Annotated in this window: 15 protein-coding genes; 6 read left to right on the top strand and 9 right to left on the bottom strand. The window is 68.8% G+C overall.

From position 1 onward, the window contains the following. Positions 1-23: 23 nt before the first annotated feature. On the bottom strand, positions 24-1,397 hold the full coding sequence (locus EV580_RS01785) for a replication-associated recombination protein A (protein WP_208114555.1): 1,374 nt from the start codon (positions 1,395-1,397) through the stop codon (positions 24-26). Between EV580_RS01785 and EV580_RS01790 the strand changes: the two genes are divergently transcribed. Beyond that, positions 1,388-2,257, top strand: coding sequence for a DMT family transporter (locus EV580_RS01790; RefSeq protein WP_133689448.1), 870 nt, complete (start codon positions 1,388-1,390; stop codon positions 2,255-2,257). The two genes, EV580_RS01785 and EV580_RS01790, sit on opposite strands and share 10 nt — an antisense overlap. Here EV580_RS01790 and EV580_RS01795 read toward each other — a convergent pair. Continuing rightward, positions 2,234-2,815: a TetR/AcrR family transcriptional regulator gene (locus tag EV580_RS01795; RefSeq protein WP_133689449.1), complete on the bottom strand. Its 582-nt coding sequence runs from the start codon at positions 2,813-2,815 to the stop codon at positions 2,234-2,236. The two genes, EV580_RS01790 and EV580_RS01795, sit on opposite strands and share 24 nt — an antisense overlap. A 98-nt stretch (positions 2,816-2,913) precedes the next feature. Here EV580_RS01795 and EV580_RS01800 point away from each other — a divergent pair, with 98 nt between their 5' ends. Next, the gene (locus EV580_RS01800; RefSeq protein WP_133689450.1) at positions 2,914-3,702 is read left to right on the top strand and encodes an SDR family NAD(P)-dependent oxidoreductase; all 789 of its coding nucleotides are present in this window, start codon (positions 2,914-2,916) and stop codon (positions 3,700-3,702) included. A gap of 4 nt (positions 3,703-3,706) precedes the next feature. On the opposite strand, the gene EV580_RS01805 is transcribed toward EV580_RS01800, so the two are convergent. Continuing rightward, complete coding sequence (locus EV580_RS01805) at positions 3,707-4,432, bottom strand: IclR family transcriptional regulator (protein ID WP_133689451.1); 726 nt, start codon at positions 4,430-4,432, stop codon at positions 3,707-3,709. A gap of 105 nt (positions 4,433-4,537) precedes the next feature. Here EV580_RS01805 and EV580_RS01810 point away from each other — a divergent pair, with 105 nt between their 5' ends. From EV580_RS01810 to EV580_RS01820, 3 genes are read left to right on the top strand one after another with little or no spacing between them, the layout of a single operon-like run. Further along, entirely contained in the window at positions 4,538-5,389 is an 852-nt protein-coding gene (locus tag EV580_RS01810) for an LLM class F420-dependent oxidoreductase (RefSeq protein ID WP_133689452.1), read from the top strand. A gap of 13 nt (positions 5,390-5,402) precedes the next feature. Next, the gene (locus EV580_RS01815; RefSeq protein WP_133689453.1) at positions 5,403-5,882 is read left to right on the top strand and encodes a nuclear transport factor 2 family protein; all 480 of its coding nucleotides are present in this window, start codon (positions 5,403-5,405) and stop codon (positions 5,880-5,882) included. Then, entirely contained in the window at positions 5,879-6,655 is a 777-nt protein-coding gene (locus EV580_RS01820) for an SDR family NAD(P)-dependent oxidoreductase (RefSeq protein ID WP_133689454.1), read from the top strand. The genes EV580_RS01815 and EV580_RS01820 overlap by 4 nt, the downstream gene beginning before the upstream one ends. A gap of 4 nt (positions 6,656-6,659) precedes the next feature. Here EV580_RS01820 and EV580_RS01825 read toward each other — a convergent pair whose 3' ends face one another. Both EV580_RS01825 and EV580_RS01830 read right to left on the bottom strand, forming a co-directional pair. Then, on the bottom strand, positions 6,660-7,871 hold the full coding sequence (locus tag EV580_RS01825; RefSeq protein WP_133689455.1) for an acyl-CoA dehydrogenase family protein: 1,212 nt from the start codon (positions 7,869-7,871) through the stop codon (positions 6,660-6,662). A gap of 110 nt (positions 7,872-7,981) precedes the next feature. After that, complete coding sequence (locus EV580_RS01830) at positions 7,982-8,824, bottom strand: DUF3097 domain-containing protein (RefSeq protein WP_133689456.1); 843 nt, start codon at positions 8,822-8,824, stop codon at positions 7,982-7,984. 84 nt (positions 8,825-8,908) lie between these two features. On the opposite strand from EV580_RS01830, the gene EV580_RS01835 reads away from it, so the two are divergent. Beyond that, positions 8,909-10,141, top strand: a complete 1,233-nt coding sequence (locus tag EV580_RS01835) for a serine hydrolase domain-containing protein (RefSeq protein WP_133690973.1) — start codon at positions 8,909-8,911, stop codon at positions 10,139-10,141. Here EV580_RS01835 and EV580_RS01840 read toward each other — a convergent pair. From EV580_RS01840 to EV580_RS01855, 4 genes are read right to left on the bottom strand one after another with little or no spacing between them, the layout of a single operon-like run. Beyond that, a complete protein-coding gene (locus EV580_RS01840) occupies positions 10,138-11,166 on the bottom strand; it encodes a zinc-binding metallopeptidase family protein (protein ID WP_133689457.1) in 1,029 nt (342 codons plus the stop codon). The two genes, EV580_RS01835 and EV580_RS01840, sit on opposite strands and share 4 nt — an antisense overlap. Beyond that, positions 11,159-12,085: a transglutaminase family protein gene (locus EV580_RS01845; RefSeq protein WP_133689458.1), complete on the bottom strand. Its 927-nt coding sequence runs from the start codon at positions 12,083-12,085 to the stop codon at positions 11,159-11,161. Before EV580_RS01845 ends, EV580_RS01840 begins: the two co-directional genes overlap by 8 nt. Then, a complete protein-coding gene (locus EV580_RS01850; RefSeq protein ID WP_502703907.1) occupies positions 12,052-14,802 on the bottom strand; it encodes a circularly permuted type 2 ATP-grasp protein in 2,751 nt (916 codons plus the stop codon). Before EV580_RS01850 ends, EV580_RS01845 begins: the two co-directional genes overlap by 34 nt. After that, a complete protein-coding gene (locus EV580_RS01855; RefSeq protein WP_133689460.1) occupies positions 14,802-18,122 on the bottom strand; it encodes a transglutaminase family protein in 3,321 nt (1,106 codons plus the stop codon). The genes EV580_RS01850 and EV580_RS01855 overlap by 1 nt, the downstream gene beginning before the upstream one ends. Positions 18,123-18,170: the final 48 nt, after the last annotated feature.

Consider the following 18,170-nt stretch of genomic DNA (forward strand, 5'->3'; position numbering starts at 1 on the left):
CTGTGTTCCCCCTCGAGATGTTGTCAGCGTTTACGCCGGATGATCGCGCGCAGCTTGTCCAGCCGGCTCCCGATCTCCCGCTCCACACCGTGATTGGTCGGCTTATAGTAGTCGACGCCGGAAACCTCATCGGGTGGATACTGTTGCGGCACAACACCGTCGGGGTCGTCATGCGGGTAGCGATAGCCGACGGCATTGCCCAGTTTGGCCGCGCCCGCGTAATGCCCGTCGCGCAGATGGGCGGGCACCAAACCGGCTTTGCCTGCGCGGATGTCGTTCATCGCCGCACCGAGCGCGGTGGTCACCGCATTCGATTTCGGCGCGGTGGCCAGGTGCACGGTCGCGTGCGCGAGGGTCAGCTGCGCCTCGGGCATGCCGATCAATTGGACGGTCTGGGCGGCGGCGACGGCGGTCAGCAGTGCGGTCGGGTCGGCCATCCCGATGTCTTCACTGGCCAGGATCATCAGCCGGCGGGCCACGAACCGGGGATCCTCTCCCGCGGTCAGCATCCGGGCCAGATAGTGCAGAGCGGCATCGACGTCCGATCCGCGGATCGACTTGATGAACGCGCTGATGACGTCGTAGTGCTGATCGCCGTCGCGGTCGTAGCGCACCGCCGCCTTGTCCAGCGACTGCTCGATGGTGTCGACGGTGACGTGCTCACCCGATTCGGCGGCGACCTCCAGCGCGGTGAGCGCCCGGCGGGCATCGCCCGCGGACAGCTGCACCACGAGGTCCACCGCGTCGTCGTCGACCTCGACCGCACCGCCCAGCCCCCGGGGGTCGGCGATCGCGCGTTGCACGACGGTGCGGATGTTGTCGGCGGTCAGCGGCTGCAGCTGCAGGATCAGCGAGCGCGAGAGCAGCGGCGCGACCACCGAGAACGACGGGTTCTCGGTGGTGGCCGCAACCAGCAGCACGATGCGGTTCTCCACCGCGGCCAGCAGGGCGTCCTGCTGGGTCTTGGAGAACCGGTGCACTTCGTCGATGAACAGCACCGTCTGCTCGCCGTAGGCCGCCGCGCGCCGGGCGTTGTCGATCACGGCCCGCACTTCCTTCACCCCGGCGCTCAGCGCCGACAGGGCCTCGAACCGGCGCCCGGTGGCCTGGGACACCAGTGATGCCAGCGTGGTCTTCCCGGTGCCCGGCGGTCCGTACAGGATCACCGACGCCGCACCCGAGCCCTCGACGAGCCTGCGCAGCGGTGAGCCCTGACGCAGCAGGTTCTCCTGGCCGACGACCTCGTCGAGGCTGGCGGGGCGCATCCGGACGGCTAGCGGGGCGGTGGTCGGTCCGGCCGAGCTGACCCGGCCGTCGTCGCCCCCGGGCACGTCGAACAGGCTGTCGGACACGCCCTCAGACTTACCACGTTCGTAATGTGGTCGTCGTGACTGCACGCGGCTGGGTTCTGTTCGCCGCCATGAGTGTCATCTGGGGCATCCCGTATCTGTTGATCAAGGTCGCCGTCGACGAGGTGTCGGTGCCGGTGCTGGTGTTCACCCGCTCGGCGGTCGGGGCGGTCCTGCTGCTGCCGTTGGCGCTGTCGCGGCAGACCCGCACGCTGCTGCGACGGCACTGGAAAGCGGTGGCAGCGTTCGCGTTCTTCGAGATGATCGCGGCCTGGCTGCTGTTGTCGGACGCCGAGCGGCACTTGACGAGCTCACTGACCGGGCTGCTGATCGCGGCCGCGCCGATCATCGCGGCCGTTCTTGACCGGCTGACCGGAGGCGAGCGGCTCGGGCCGCTGCGGATGGCGGGGCTGGGCGTCGGGTTGGCCGGGGTTGCGGTGCTGGCTGGCCCCGGCCTGTCAGCCGGCGGAGCCTGGCCGGTGATCGAGGTGCTGCTGACGGCGACGTGTTATGCCATCGCGCCGCTGATCGCCGCCCGCTATCTGGCCGACGTACCGGGCCCTGCACTGACGTCGGCCTGTCTGGGGCTCGCGGCGCTGGTGTACCTCGCGCCTGCCGTCGCCACCTGGCCGCGGCACGCACTGACCGGGCATGCGTACGCGGCGATCGCGGCGCTCGCGGGCATCTGCACCGCCCTGGCGTTCGTGGTGTTCTTCGCGCTGATCCGGGAGGTCGGGGCCACCCGGGCGCTGCTGTTCACCTACGTCAATCCGGCGGTGGCGCTGATCGCCGGCGTCGCGCTGTTGAGCGAGCCGCTGACCTGGTTCCACATCGCCGGCCTGGCGCTGATCCTCACCGGCTCGGTGCTGGCCAGTCGGGTTTCGTCAGAAGACGTCGCCGACAAGTAGCCGGCAGGCCACGTCGACGTCGGCCAGCGCGTCCTCGGGGCTCAGCGCGCCGCCGACCGTCCACGTCAGGATGCCGAAGGCGGCCTGCTGCACCAGCCGGGTGCGGCGCAACTGTTCCTCGCTCGCGTGGTCGACGCCGGCGATCTTCAGGATGAGGTCGCGCAGGGTGGGATCGTCGGGCGCATCGGCCTGAGCGCGCACGATCTGGGTGGATGTGATCATGGCGTGACCAAGATGCTTGTGGCGCAACAGGTTTCTGCAGGCGAAGACCATCAGATTGGCGATGTCGTCGGCCGCAACCCCGCTGGGTGGCGGCGGGCGGAACCGCGACACCTGATCGTCGAGTACCGCGGCGAACACGTGATGCTTGGACGGGTAGTAGCGGTACAGGGTGCGCAGCGCGACGCCAGCTTCGGCGGCGATCTCCTGGGCCTGGATCCGGTCGATTTCCCGCGCCGAGCCCAGCCGGGAGGCGGCGGACAGGATGGCGCCACGGCGATTCTCCTGGTCGTCGGTCGCCGGGCGGGCCGGCGCCCGGGGCTCTGAAATCCGCGGCACGCCTCTCAGTATCCGGTATGGGCCTGGTCACCGCGCAGGAGTACCGATGAGCGAGACCCCTGCGACGGGTTTGACGCGAGCGGGTGACCATCGTTTTCGTGTCGTATTCACAGTACGGTCCGTGGGCGGTGATCGCCGGCGGCTCCGAGGGCGTGGGCGCAGAATTCGCCCGCCTACTTGCCGAGTCGGGCGTGAATCTCGTTCTGGTGGCCCGAAAACCGGAGCCGCTGGAGCTGACCGCCGCCAGGTGCCGTGCGCTCGGCGTCGAAGTGCGCACTGTGGCAACCGATCTCGTCGCACCTGCTGCGGTCGCTGAATTGACGCGCGCGACCGACGGTCTCGAGGTCGGGCTGTTCATCTACAACGCGGGCGCCAACACCTGCAGCGCGGAGTTCCTGGATGCCTCTCTGAGTGACTTTCAGCGAGTGATCGACCTCAACATCACCACGATGATGGCGCTGACCCAGCACTACGGACGACTTATGCGGGACCGGCGGCGTGGCGGCATCCTGCTGGTCGGATCGATGTCGGGCTATCTGGGATCGGTGCGCCACACGGTGTACGGCGGGGTGAAGGCCTACGGCCGGATCTTCGCCGAGGGACTGTGGCTGGAGTTGCGCGAGCACGGCGTCGACGTGCTGGAGCTGGTGCTCGGCGTGACACGCACGCCCGCGATGGAGCGCGTCGGCCTGAACTTCGACGTTCCCGGGATGCGGGTGGCCGATCCCGCGGACGTCGCGCGCGAGGGGCTGGATCAGTTGCCGAACGGGCCGGTGTTCGTCGCGGGCGGAAACGCCGAAGACGTTGCGCGGCGCAATGATCCGGATCGCACGAGGGTGGTAGCCGGCGCGCACCGGATGATGCAGAAGTTGATGGGGCTGACGTAACGCCCTAGTTGTTGGCGCCCGCCAGCGCCCGCGCGATCCGGGCGGCCGACGCGGAGACCAGCGGCTGACATCGCTGCGCGAGCACCCGGTCGGAGGTGACGATCCCGATCGCCGCACGCGAACCGATCGTCGCCGCCACCGACACCATCGGGCCGGTGTAGTCGCCATGGCGGACCACCACGCGGCGACGCACCTTGTGCAGCTCGCCCCACCACGCCGCGTCGGGCTCCCAGCCGCGGACATGATTCAGCTCGGCCACCACATCCTCGGGCGACAGCCCGGCCAGCGCGGCGACGCCCAGCGCGACCCGATGGCACGGGATCCGCACGCCGACCGACGTCGGTACCTGGCGTGCCGACGGCCCGCCCAGCTTGTCCAGATGAACGATCTCGCCGCGATCCAGCAGGCCCAGATGCACCACCGCACCGGTCCGCAACTGCATCTCGTGCAGCACGGGCGCCGCCACCGACCGCAGCCGGACATCGGCGCTGTCGCCCGCACCCCACGCCGACGTACGCGCGCCCAGCCGGTAGCCGCGGCCCGAGTGGGTCAGCCACTGCAGGCGCACCAGCTGGTCGAGGATGCGGTGCGTCGTCGAACGCGGCAGGTGTGCCCGCGCGGCGATCTGATCCAGCGTGAGCCCCGCGGAGGTGTCCTCAAAGGCGTCGATGATGGCAGTGAACCGGTCCAGCATCGATGCGGGAGCGGTGTCACTCAAAGCCGCGGTCATCAGCACTCCTGTCCGCTTGAGGAGAATTCGTTCTACCTCACCGTAGCGGTCTCGATCACCGGGACGCAAGCATTTCGCCTCCCGCGCGCCGGTTAGAACAGCACTGTGCGGATCGGACTGTCGACGCCGATGGTGATGCAGCTGCCCGGGGCGGCTGGCGAGTGGGAAGCGAATGCCGACGTCACCGACTTGGCCCGGATCGCCCGCGCCGCCGACGAGCTGGGCTTCGACCACCTCACCTGTGCCGAACACATCGCGATCCCTGTCGAGAACCATGAGCGCGGCCTGACCTATTGGGATCCGCTCTCCACCCTTGGCTTCCTGGCCGCCCACACCAGCCGGATCTCGCTGACCACGTCGGTGGTCGTGCTCGGCTATCACCATCCGCTGGAGATCGCCAAGCGGTTCGGCACGCTCGACCGGCTCAGCGGGGGCCGGCTGGTGCTCGGCGTCGGCGTCGGCTCGTTGAAGGAAGAGTTCGAGCTGCTCGGCGCGACATTCGACGGCCGCGGCGACCACGCCGACGACGCGATCCGCGCGCTGCGCGCTTCCCTGTCCACCACCCGGCCCGCCTACCAGGGCACCCACTACCGGTACGACGGTTGGGCGGTGCAGCCCTGCGCCGTCCAACAGCGGGTGCCGATCTGGGTCGGCGGGCGCACCAGGCGCTCGCTGCGCCGCGCGGTGGGGCTGGCCGACGGCTGGATCCCGTTCGGCCTGAGCGCCGCCGAGATCACGGCGATGCTGGCTGAATTCGACGCGCCGCCCAGCTTCGAGGTGGTGCTGTCCCCCGGGCGCCCGGTGGACCCGCTGGCCGATCGCGATCGAACCGCCAAGCGTCTCAGCGCTTTACGTGACGCCGGTGCCACCGCCGTCACGTGCTCGGTGACCGCCGACTCCCCCGACCACTACTGCGATCAGCTCGCCGCCCTGCGGGAGCTGGCCAACGAACTGTAGAGAGGACAGCGCCGTGAGCGACACCTTGGAGAGCCTCGAAAGACGGCTCCGCACACTGGAAGACGAACGGGATATCGCCAGGCTCATCGCGTCCTACGGACCACTCGTCGACTCCGGCAATCCGGACGCGGTCGCCGCGCTGTGGGCGGTCGACGGCGGCTACGACACCGGCGACTGGCAGATGAACAGCCGCGCCGACGTCGCCGCCATGGTGCGCTCCTCCGAACACCGCGGATTGATCGACCGGGGTTGCTGTCATTTCTTCGGTCCCCCCGCGGTCACCGTCGACGGTGACGAGGCCGTCGCGATCTGCCAGTCCATGCTGCTGGTGCGCCGGGAATCGCACGGCTACAACGTCGCCCGCGCCGGTGTGCACTTCATTCGCCTGCAACGAGCCGACACCGGCTGGGAGATCGTCAGCCGCACCGCCCGTCAGCTCGACGGCAGCGGTCAGGCCAACGAACTGATCGCCGCAGGATTGGCCGCCCGATGAGCGGCGCACTGGACGGCAAGGTCGCGCTGGTGACCGGCGCCGGCGCGGGCATCGGAGCGGGTATTGCGCGCAGGTTCGCCGACGAGGGCGCCCGGGTGGTGGTGGCCGAATTCGATCCCGCCAACGGGGCCGCGGTGGCCGACGAGATCGGCGGACTGTTCGTGGCCACCGACGTGTCCAACCGCGATCAGGTCGAAAATGCCGTCGCGGCAGCCATTTCCGAATACGGGTCGATCGACGTCCTGGTCAACAACGCCTGGGGCGGCGGAGCGATCGGCCGGGTGGAGAACAAGACCGACGAGGAACTCGCGCATGGTTTCGCGGTCGGCTACTACGGCCCGCTCTGGGCCATGCGCGCGGCCTTCGGCCACATGAAGGAGCGCGGCTGGGGCCGGTTGATCAACATGTGCAGCCTCAACGGCGTCAACGCTCACATCGGATCACTGGAGTACAACTCGGCGAAAGAGGCACTGCGCACGCTGACCCGCACGGCCGCCAGGGAATGGGCGCCGACCGGAGTGACGGTCAACGCCATCTGCCCCGCCGCGAAAAGCCAAGCCTTCCTGGCAGTTACGGCACAGCATCCCGAGATCGAGGCGATCGCCGACGCCGCCAACCCGATGGGCCGGATGGGCGACCCGTATGACGACATCGCCCCGGTCGCGGTGTTCCTGGCGAGCGAGGGCTCGCGCTACCTGACCGGCAACACGCTGTTCGTCGACGGCGGCAGCCACATCAACGGTGTGGCGTGGGCGCCCGATCTCGGTGACTAGCTGACTAGCGCAGCGGCAGACCGGTGAGCCGCCGCGCGATCACCAGCCGCTGAATCTCGCTGGTGCCCTCGAAGATCGTGAAGATCTTGGCGTCGCGGTGCATCCGCTCCACCGGGTAGTCGCGGGTGTAGCCGTTGCCGCCGAGGATCTGGATCGCCTCGTCGGTGACGTACACCGCGGTCTCGCTCGCGTGCAGCTTGGCCATCGAGCCCTCGGCCGACGTGAACGGCTTGTTGTTGCGCTGCATCCAGCCGGCCCGCCAGATCAGCAGCCGGGACGCATCGATGCGGCTCTTCATGTCGGCCAGCTTGAACCCGATCGCCTGGAAGTCACCGATCTTGCGGCCGAACTGCTCACGCTCGCAGGCATATTCGAGGGCGTACTCGTAGGCGGCCCGGGCCACACCCAGCGCCATCGCGCCGACGGCGGGGCGGGTGCGCTCGAAGGTCGCCATCGCCGCCTGGGTGGAGGTGCGGGTGCCTTCGCGGGCCTTGGCCATCCGCTGCTCGAAGCGCTCCATCCCGCCCAGGATGAGATTGCCCGGCAGGCGTACGTCTTCCAGCACCACCTCGGCGGTGTGCGACGCGCGGATGCCGTGCTTCTTGAACTTCTGCCCCTGGGAGAAACCCGGCGTGTTCGGCGGGATGATGAACGTGGCCTGGCCACGCGTTCCGAGTTCGGGATCGACCGAGGCGACCACGATGTGGACGTTGGCGATGCCGCCGTTGGTGGCCCAGGTCTTGGTGCCGTTCAGCACCCACTCGTCGGCGGCCGCGTCATAGCGGGCACGGGTGCGCACCGAGCCGACGTCGGATCCCGCGCCCGGCTCCGACGAACAGAACGCGGCCAGGTGCGGATCGCCTGGGGTGCCGAACATCTCGGGCAGCCAATGCCCGATCTGCTCTGGCGTGCCGCCCCCGGCCAGTGCCGCCGCGGCCAGCCCGGTGCCGAGGATCGACAGCCCGATACCGGCGTCGCCCCAGAACATTTCCTCGAACACCGTGAGCATGCCGATCCCGGAGGGCTCGGCGGACATCTCGGCGAACAGCTCAGGTGTGTAGAGACCGACCTTGGCGGCCTCCTGGATCAGCGGCCAAGGGGTTTCCTCGCGCTCGTCCCATTCGGCAGCCGCGGGTCGCACGACGTCGGCGGCGAACTGGTGCACCCAGTCCCGGACGGTGGCGACTTCTTCAGGCACTTCGAAGGAGAAAGTCATGACGGTGTAGCTCCGGACTGCAGTCGGCGGTAAAGCTCGTACGGTGAACAACTGTACACCGAACTGCTGTAAATACCGCCTGCGACATGCGTCACATGCGCAAGCCCACGTCAGGCGGGCTGCGTCACGAAATCTATGAGCTCCTCGACGCGGCCGATCAGTTCCGGCTCCAGATCCGTCCAGTCCCGAACCGACGAGCGGATGCGTTGCCAGGCCCTCGCGATGTCGGCCTGATCGCGGTGCGGCCATCCCAGCGCATCGCAAATGCCGTGCTTCCATTCGATGTTGCGCGGGACCGAAGGCCAGGCCTTCAGACCCACCCGTTCGGGTTTGACGGCCTGCCAGATGTCGACGTAGGGATGGCCGACCACCAGCGTGTGGTCGCCGCCCGGCCCGCGCCGGACCGTTTCGGCGATCCGCGCCTCCTTGGATCCGGCAACCAGATGGTCGACCAGCACCCCGAGGCGGCGCCCGGGGCCGGGCCGGAACGTTTCGACGATGCCTGCGAGGTCGTCGACGCCGCCGAGGTACTCCACGACCACACCCTCGACGCGCAGGTCCTCACCCCACACCTGTTCGACGAGTTCGGCGTCGTGGCGGCCCTCGACGTAGATGCGGCTGGCCAGCGCGACCTTCGCGCGTGCGTCGGCCACCTTGACCGAACCCGATTTGGTCCGCTGTGCGGCGGCGGGCGCGGCGCGGCGCGGCGCCGTCAGGATCACCGGTTTGCCCTCGAACCAGAACCCGGGGCCGAGCGGGAACACCCGCCGGCGGCCGTTGCGGTCCTCCAGCTCGACCCGGGCGGATCCTTCGACACCCACGACCGCGCCGACGAATCCCGACTGCGGATCTTCGACGACCATGCCCAGCTCTACGGGCTGTTCTGTCGACCGCGGCTTGCGCGAGTTGTGCGGGTTGTTGGCCAGTACGTCGGCGCCATAGCGATCAGCCACCCGGCGATCGTAGGGGGCCATCGCGGTGGTTCCACCCCTGACGCGCGGCGCGTCGGCATATCGTCTCGACAACAAGGAGGGCTGATCGTGCTCAAAGTTGCAGTGCCACCGGACTTGATGGGCGGCGACGTCGCCGAGGGTTACGGGAAGGTCGCCGACGCGTTCCGCGCGAATCTGGCGTCCGGCAAGGAGATCGGTGCGGCCGTCGCGGTCTACCGGGACGGTGTCAAGGTCGTCGACCTGTGGGGCGGCTACCGCAACGGTCTGACGAAGGCGCCGTGGCGCGCCGACACGATGGTCAACATGTTCTCCACCACCAAGGGCGTCACCGCGCTCGCCTTCGCCGTGGCGGTGTCGAAAGGCCTGCTGTCCTACGACGCCAAGGTCGCCGACTACTGGCCGGAATTCGCGCAGGCCGGCAAGGGCGAGGTGACCGTACGGCAACTGCTGGCCCACCAGGCCGGCCTCTGTGCGCTGACCCCGTCGCCGACGCTGGCCGATGTCGCCGACCCGGCCAGGCTCGCGCCCATCCTGGCCCGCCAGTCACCGGCCTGGCCGCCGGGCACCCGGCACGGCTATCACGCAATCACGTTGGGCTGGTATCAGTCTGAGCTGATTCGGCGAACCGACCCGGCCGGACGCACGGTCGGCCGATTCCTCGCCGAGGAGGTCGCCGCGCCGCTCGGATTGGATCTGCACATCGGGTTGCCCCGCGACGTCGACCGCGACCGCGTCGCGCACCTCCATCAGTGGAAGCGAGCCGAGTCGCTCCTGCATCTGAACGTCATGCCTGCCGGCTTCGCGGTGGCGGCGCTCAACCCGGTGGGCCTGTCCGCTCGAAGCACCAATGTGCCGAGCGACGTCAAACCGTGGGACGGCGACTACAACCGTGACGAGGTACGCGCGGTCGAGATGCCGTCGAGCAACGGGATCGGCACGGCGAGGGCGGTGGCCGAGTTCTACGGCAGTGCCGCGACGGGCGGTGCCCAGATCGGGCTGTCCACGGACGTCCTGGATCAGCTGACCGCACCGCCGAGTGCCCCCAGCGCCGGGACTCGCGACAAGGTTCTGAACGTCGATCTGCGGTTCTCCCTCGGCTTCTCGCGGCCGCTGCCGACCACCCACTTCGGATCGTCCGACAAGGCCTTCGGCACACCGGGTTTCGGCGGCTCGTTCGGCTTCGCCGATCCCGACACCGGCGTCGGATTCGGCTACGTCATGAACAAGCTCGGCTTCCACCTCTACAGCGACCCGCGCGAGCTCGCGCTGCGGCAGGCCGTGTTCCGCGACGTGCTGGGAGTGCGCCCGCAGTCCTAGGCCGACGCCACCTCGTCGATGACGGTGTGGATAAAGCGCATCTTCTCCAGCACCGGCACCGGCAGCACGAACGGGTACAGGTCGTCCTTGCCCATCGACCTGTTCACCATGTTCAGCGACCAGGTCAGCGGCAGCCACATCTCGAGAATATTATCGAACCCGCTGGGCCCCAACACCCTTCGCTCGTAGGTCGCGTTGGCCGGGGCGAGCCCGAACGCCGCGGCGGTGTCCAGGGTGTCACGGATGTGCAGGTAGTGCGCGAACGTCTCGGCCCAGTCTTCGGCGGGATGCATGGTCGCGTAGGACGAGACGTAATTCTCCTCCCAGCCCGCCGGCGGCCCCTCGCTGTAATGCCGGTCGAGAGCGGCCTGGTAGTCGGCGTCGGGGTCGCCGAACAGTTCGTTGAATCGCTCTAGATGCACCGGTGACGTGCTGACAAGCCGGTAGAAGTAGTAGTGGCCGATCTCGTGGCGGAAATGGCCGAGCAGTGTGCGGTACGGCTCGTCCATCGAGGTACGCAACTGCTCACGGTGAACATCGTCGCCCTCGGCGAGATCCAGTGTGATCACGCCGTTGTCGTGACCGGTGAACACCTTCTCCTTGGCGCTGGACAACAAATCGAAAGTCAGCCCGTACTGCGGATCCGCGTCGCGCCCCACGATCGGAAGCTTGAGCTCGTGCAGTTCGGCGATGAGCCGTCGCTTGGCCTTCTCGGCCAGAGCGAAGGCGGCCAGCGCCTCGGTGTCAGCGTCGGCGGGCCGGGTCCGGGTGAGGCCGCACGATGTGCACAGCTGACGGATCGGCTCCACCTTGACCAGCCAATTGCATTCGGCCAGATAGAGATTGGCGCACAGCTGATAGTCGGCGGCATCGACCGCTCCCCCGTGCTCGCTGTCTTCGCCGGAGGCGATAACCAGAAAAGCCATGGCGTCCAACGAGAATCCGACCGAGCTGCCGCACGACAGACAGACCGAATTCTCGAAGGCCAGATGCTGGCCGCAGTTGGGGCAGATGAAATCACGCATGCAGAGCGCCCTCCTCGTACGGGGCGACGTCCACCGAGACGTCGATCACACTCTGCTCGGAGTCGGTGTAGATGATGCCGCGCAGCGGCGGGATGTCCGCATAGTCGCGGCCCCAGCCCACGGTGATGTAGCGCTCGTCGACCAGTTGGTCGTTGGTGGGATCCAGTCCGAGCCAATCGTTTTGCGGGGTCCACACCGCGGCCCAGGCATGGGTGGCGTCAACGCCGTACATCCGTTCCTTCCCCGGCGGCGGGTCGGTGGCGAGGTATCCCGACACATAACTCGCCGCCAATCCGTTGGCGCGCAGGCAGGCGATCGCCAGCCGGGCGAAGTCTTGACATACCCCTTCCCTGGCCAGCAAAACCTCACTCACCTGTGTCGACACCGTCGTGGACCCGGATTTGTAGGTGAAGTCGGAGAAGATGCGCGCACTGATGTCACGCAGCACCTCGACCAGTGGGCGCCCGGGCGTGAAACTCAGTGCGGCGTACTCCCGTACGGCATCGGTGATCTCGGGTGGACGCAGATCGAGGGTGAACTCCGATGCCAGCGCGCCGTTGTGGCCGACCGGCCGGACGGCCTCCCAGGGCGCCAGCGCCCAGCCCGCCTCGTACAGCTCGGTGGGCGGCGCGTCGACCTCGACGACGGAGCGGCTGGTGACCGACAGCGCGTTGTGGCGTTCGGTCACATGGAAGTACGAGCTGATGTTGCCGTACACGTCGCGGCTCGTGGACCGGTCGGCGGGCACCGGATCGATGTCGAGTTCGTACGACAGGCAACGTTGCGTTGCGGTGTCGCGCGGGGTGAGGTGGCCGCGACCGTAGGAACTGGTGACCACATCCGAGTAGCCGTACTCGGTGCGGTGCGTGATCCGGTACGCCCGGGTCACGGCATCTCCCGGCGCTGATCCGGGCCCCACAGCGGCTGCATACCGCCGGGCAGCGACAGCTGGGCGCGGGTGATGACGTCGGAGAGGTCTCGCAGCGCGCTGTGGATACCGCCGAGCAGCCCGTCGAGTTCGGCACGGCGCCCATCGTCGTCGACGACTTCGAGATCGGCTGGATCGAGGCGGCGCAGCCGCGTGCTGATCTCGTCGACCAGCCGCTCCGGGCGCGACGAGCCCGACGCACCGGGCAGCGCGCGCAGGTTCGAGCGCAGCCGCTCCAGTTGGTAGACCAGCGATCTGGGGTTCTCCCCGTCGAACAGCACGAGGTCGGCCACAGCCGCCACACTAACCTTGCCGAGGTTGCGCCTGCGGTAGATGACCGAGGATTCACACACCACCAGCGCCGACTCGGTGATCGTCTGTTCGGCACCCGGGCTGCGTGCGATCGTGAGCGTCGCGCGCAGCAGCGCGGACAACGCGAGACCGCGTTCGATGCGCTTGCCGATGTCCATCATCGTCCAGCCCGCGTCATGCACCATCGACTCGGCAGCCACCCCGGACAGCGCCAGCATGCCGGCCAGCGTCTGCTGCTGGGCGGTGGCCAGCGCGGTGTCGTCGGCGACCCGAGCGCCCTGTTGCAGGCTGGGCGGGGAACCGGCCTGCTCGGCCAGCGCGCGTTCGACGGCGCCGAGCACCATCCAGGTGTCGTTGGACATCTGATCGCGCACCGAGCGGGCGGCCAGCCCGAGGCGCTCGACGGACTGGGCCAACGACCCCGAACGCCGCCGGTCGACGGTCAGCGACCACAGCGTGCGCTGCGCACCGGCCACGGCGTCGGCATAGGTTCCCGTTGCCTCGGTGTCGGTCCCGGTGAGCGCACCCAGCGCCTCCAGCAGAACCGGCACGCACTCGCTGCCCTCCATGTCCTGGCGGTAGCGGTATTCGTGGTAGCGCTCGCGGGCGACGATCAGCAGGCGGGCCAGGTTCTCGGTGCGCTCGCCGTACCGGCCCATCCAGAACAGGTCGGACAGCACACGCGGCGAGCTGATGAACCGGGTACCGCTGGGCAGCTCCACCGGTGGGATGGTCAGCGTGTCCGCCTTCAGCCTGGTCGGCGGGCGCACCCAAACATCTTTGGCCGCAACGGTTTTCAATTTGTAGGCGGCATTACCGGGCGCCAGCACGTAACCGAGACCACCGATCATCGGCGCATACCCGCCGCGCTGCGACACGGTGAACAGCCGCAGACCCACACTGGCCGCCGACAACCCGCCCCGGTAGTAATCGGTGGGAGCCGAGGAGAACTGCGGCAGTTCCTGGCCGACCCACTCCCAGGGCTGGGCTTCGATCCGGGCAGCCAATTCCTCGCGCTGCGCGATCGACAGCGCCGGACCCACGAGGGTCTCACCGCCGACCGTCGACTTGATCAGCAGGCTGTTCAGCCGCGCCAACAGATGCGACCGCTCCCGCTCGAACCCGCCCCAGTACAGCTGCGGGACATCCAGCAGCGGCTTCTCCCCCAGTAGCCGATCGGCCAACTGAGGCAGGAAGCGTTGCAGCCCAGGGCTTTCCAAGATTCCGGCGCCGAGGGTGTTGACCACGGTCACCGCACCGCGGCGCTGCATCTCGACCAAGCCGACGACGCCGAGGCGCGAATCCGGCCGCAGATCGAGCGGGTCGACGTACTCGGCGTCGATCCGGCGCAGCACCACGTCGACCCGCTTCAACGTGCCCAGCGACCGCATCCACAACTTGCCGTCCCGCACCACCAGATCGGCGCTCTCCACCAGCGGGAAGCCCAGCACCGACGCCAGATAGGCCTGATCGAACGCCGTCTCGGAATGGATACCGGGGCTGAGCACCACGACCACCGGATCCTCGGCCGCTTCGGGGGCGGCCTCGATGAGCGCCAGGCGCAGCGCCTGGGCGAACGGGGACGCAGGCCGCGGGCCGATTCGCTCGTAGACGTCGGGCACCGCATGGGCGACGACCCGGCGGTCGGCCAGCGCGTATCCAGCCCCCGACGGTGCCTGCGCCCAGTCCGCGTTGACGACGAATCGCATGTCGGCGGCCCGGCTCACATCGCAACCGAGCATGAACAGCTGATGCCGGCCCGGGTTCTCGATACCGCGGGCGGCCCGGATATAGCCGGGGTGGCCGAACAGCAGCTGCGGCGGCAGGATCCCACTGGTGATCGCGCGGCGCTCGCCGTACAGGTCGGTCAGCACCCCGTCGAGGATGCGGGAGCGTTGCACCACACCGGCTTCCAGCGTCTCCCAGTCCGATGCCGAGAGCACCAGCGGTATCCCGTCCAGGTGCCACGGGCCCGGCAGCGCGATGCCCTGGCCGTTGGTGACGGTCTCGCCGTCGTGGTCCACCTCGATGTAGGTGATGCCGTCGTTGTCGACGAGCCCCCGCACCACACCGCGCAGCCGTTCCAGCCCGGCACGACCGCGCTCGCCGATGAGTTCACCGAGTTCCTGCCAGGACGGGCGGACGGTACCGGTGGCGTCGACGAACTCGTCGTATCCGGTCCCACCGAAGGCACCCCCGCCGCCACGCAGGTCGAACAGCGTGTCCTGTGCGGAGGCGGCCCCATAACCGGCCAGCAGCCGGTCGGGGTCGTGGCTGGGCCGGCTCAAGCCAGAACCGGCGGCCGACAGCGACAACGGCCCACCTCCTGACTGAAGTACTGAAGCAAACTTACGAGAATGGCCCGCCCCGACCACATTCGGGTCGGCCGTAGCCATCAGTTCTGCAGCACGGTGCGCACCCGGCGCAGGTCGAGGATTCCCGCCGCGCCGACGTCAGTAGATTGCCGAGCCTGTTTTTCCCGCACGTCGGCGACGTCGACCTTGCCCGGAGTGAACCCGGTGGCCTCGAAGCGCCTGCTGCGCCGGGACTCGGCCTCCACGGCATTGACCGGCGGGCTGTCATAGGATCGGCCGCCCGGGTGGGAGACGTGATAGGTGCAGCCGCCCCGCGACGTCCCGCTGGCCATGTCCACCAATTCGAAGCGCAGCGGGCCGTCGACCGTGATCGTCGGGTGCAGTGCGCTCGGAGGCTGCCATGCGCGGTAGCGCACCCCGCCGACCTGGACGTCGGGATTGTCGGTCGCCAGCATCGGGATCGGATAGCCGTTGCACGTCAGCACGTGGCGCTGCCGGTCGGCGCCGATCGTGCGGACCTGGATCCGCTCGACCGAGGAGTCGACGTAGCGCGCGGTGCCGGTGCCGGTGGACTCCTCGCCCAGGGTGTTCCACGGTTCGATGGCGCCGCGCAGCTCGATCTCCACGTGGTCGAACACCGCGGTGCCCACGCGCGGGAACCGGAACTCGGTGAACGGGTCCAGCCAGCTGGTGTCGAAGTTGATGTCGTGGGCGCGCAGGTCGGCACACACATCGGCGATGTCGTGAATGATGTAGTGCGGCAACAGGTAGCGGCCGTGCAGGTTGAGCCCGTGCCGGATCAGCGGCGCGCGCAACGGTTGGTCCCAGAACCGCGCCACCAGCGCACGCACCAGCAGCGACTGCACCATCGCCATCTGGAAGTGCGGCGGCATCTCGAACCCACGCAGCTCCAGCAGGCCCAGCCGGCCGCGGGCGCTGTCGGGACTGTAGAGCTTGTCGATGCAGAACTCGGCGCGGTGGGTGTTGCCGGTGATGTCGGTGAGCAGGTGGCGCAAGGCGCGGTCGGTGACCCACGGCTTGGCCGAATGCGTGCCGGCGGCCGTCAGGCGGGCGATCTCGGCGAAGGCGATCTCGAGCTCGTAGAGCGCCTCGGACCGGCCCTCGTCGACCCGGGGCGCCTGCGAGGTGGTGCCGATGAACCGGCCGGCGAACAGGTAGGACAGCGCCGGGTGCCGCTGCCAGTACGTCAGCAGCGACACCAGCAGGTCGGGCCTGCGCAGCAGCGGCGAGTCGGCCGGGGTGATGCCGCCCAGCGTGATGTGGTTGCCGCCGCCGGTACCGCCGTGGGTGCCGTCGACGTCGAACGATTCGGTGGACAGCCGGGACAGGCGGGCCTCTTCGTAGAGCGTGCGCAGCTGTTCGCGCTGTTCGGCGAAACTCTTGCTGGGCGCCACGTTGACCTCGATGACACCGGGATCCGGGGTGACCGACATCGATTCCAGCCGCGCGTCCGACGGTGGCCCATAGCCCTCGATCACCACCGCGGCACCGACCTTGGCCGCAGCCGCCTCCACCCTGCCGATCAGGTCGATGAAGTGTTCCAGCTCCTCGGTGGGCGGGATGAAGATGTACAGCAGGCCGTCGCGCACCTCGGCCACCATGGCGGTGGTGGGTGCGGTGTCGGCGTCCTCCAGCTCCGCTTCGGCCGTCTCCCGCTCGACGGGCAGCGCGCGAGTCCCGCTCGCGATCGGGTCGGCAGGCAGCGACGGCCGCGGCGGATGCCAGCTGATCGAGCCGAGCGGCAGCCGCAGCCCAGCCGGCGAGTCACCCTCCAACAGCACCACGCGGCCCCGGCGAAGCCGCCAATCCGCACTGGCCCAGCCGGCGTCGTCCTCGCGGCGATGCAGCGGCAGCAGATAGGCGGCCGGCTCGACCACCGACTCCTCCAGCCGGGCCAGCAGCTCGGCCCGGCCCGCCGCGGTGTCGACTTCCAGATCCTGCGCGGCGTCGACCGGATCCCCGAGGGGCATCCGGACTTCCTGGGCCAGCCGGCTCAGCGGGTCCTCGTAAGCCGGCCGCACCTGGGTGGCGGGCAATCCGAGCTCCTCGGCGAACACCGCCAACACCTGCCGGGCGGCGTCGGGTTCCACCTCGATGTATTCGGTACCCCACGGGTCGGCCAGCAGCGCGGGGTCACTCCACAACGGCTTGCCGTCGCGGCGCCAGTGGATCCCGATCTGCCAGCGCGGCAACGGTTCTCCGGGATACCACTTGCCCTGGCTGCGCTGCACCAGACCACCCGGCGCCCACACCGCCTTGAGCCGCGCGGCCAGGGCCGAGGCCCGCTCGCGCTTGTGCGGGCCGTCGGCGTCGGTGGTCCACTCCGCGTCGACCTGGTTGTCCACCGAGACGAAGGTCGGCTCCCCGCCGACGGTCAGCCGCACGTCGGCGTCGGCGAGACGCTGGTCGATGCGGGTGCCGAGCGCGTTGATGGCCGCCCACGCCGCGTCGGTGTACGGCAGCGTGACCCGCGGATCCTCGTGGACGCGGGTGACGATATTGGCGAAATCCAGCGTCGCCTCGGCCACTCCGGTGGCGCCGGTGATCGGTGCGGCCGAGGACGGGTGCGGGGTGGCCGCCAGTGGGATGTGGCCCTCCCCGGCGAACAACCCCGAGGTGGGGTCCAGCCCGATCCAGCCGGCGCCGGGGATGTAGACCTCGGTCCAGGCGTGCAGATCGGTGAAGTCGGCGGCCGGCCCGGATGGCCCGTCGAGCGCTTCGACGTCAGACGACAGCTGCACCAGATAGCCGGAGACGAACCGGGCGGCCAGGCCCATCTCGCGCAGGATCGACACCATCAGCCATGCCGAGTCGCGGCAGGAGCCGATCCCGGTCTGCAAGGTGAAATCCGGGGCCTGCACGCCGGGTTCCATCCGCACGCTGTAGCCGACGTCGCCGTTGACCGCACGGTTGAGCGCCACCAGGAAGTCGATCGTCCGCGTCCCGGGCGCGACGACGAAATTGCGCACCCAGTTGGTCACCAACTCCCCCGGGCCCGAGCCCTCCTCGGCCTCGTCGACGGGCCGCAGATAGGGCTCGAGATCGTCCTTGAGCGCCTTGGGGTAGGTGAACGGGAAGGTCTCGGCGTAGTCCTCGATGAAGAAGTCGAACGGGTTGATCACCTTCAGGTCGGCGATCAGGCCGACCTTGATGGTCAGCTGCCGGGTCCGGGTCGGGAACACCAGCCGGGCCAGGAAGTTGCCGAAGGCGTCCTGTTGCCAGTTGACGAAGTGATCGGCGGGCTCGACCTCGAGTGAATACGCCTCGATGGGCGTGCGGGAGTGCGGCGCCGGCCGCAGCCGGACGACGTGCGGATGCACCTCAACCAAGCGGTCGAAGGTGTAGCTGGTCCGGTGCTCCAGCGCCACTTTGATACCCATAGGCCGTTAATCCCATCACAAGAAAAAGCGCTGTGCAGGTCGGCGAGC

The organism is Mycobacterium sp. BK086, from assembly GCA_004362315.1.
Lineage (GTDB): Bacteria > Actinomycetota > Actinomycetes > Mycobacteriales > Mycobacteriaceae > Mycobacterium.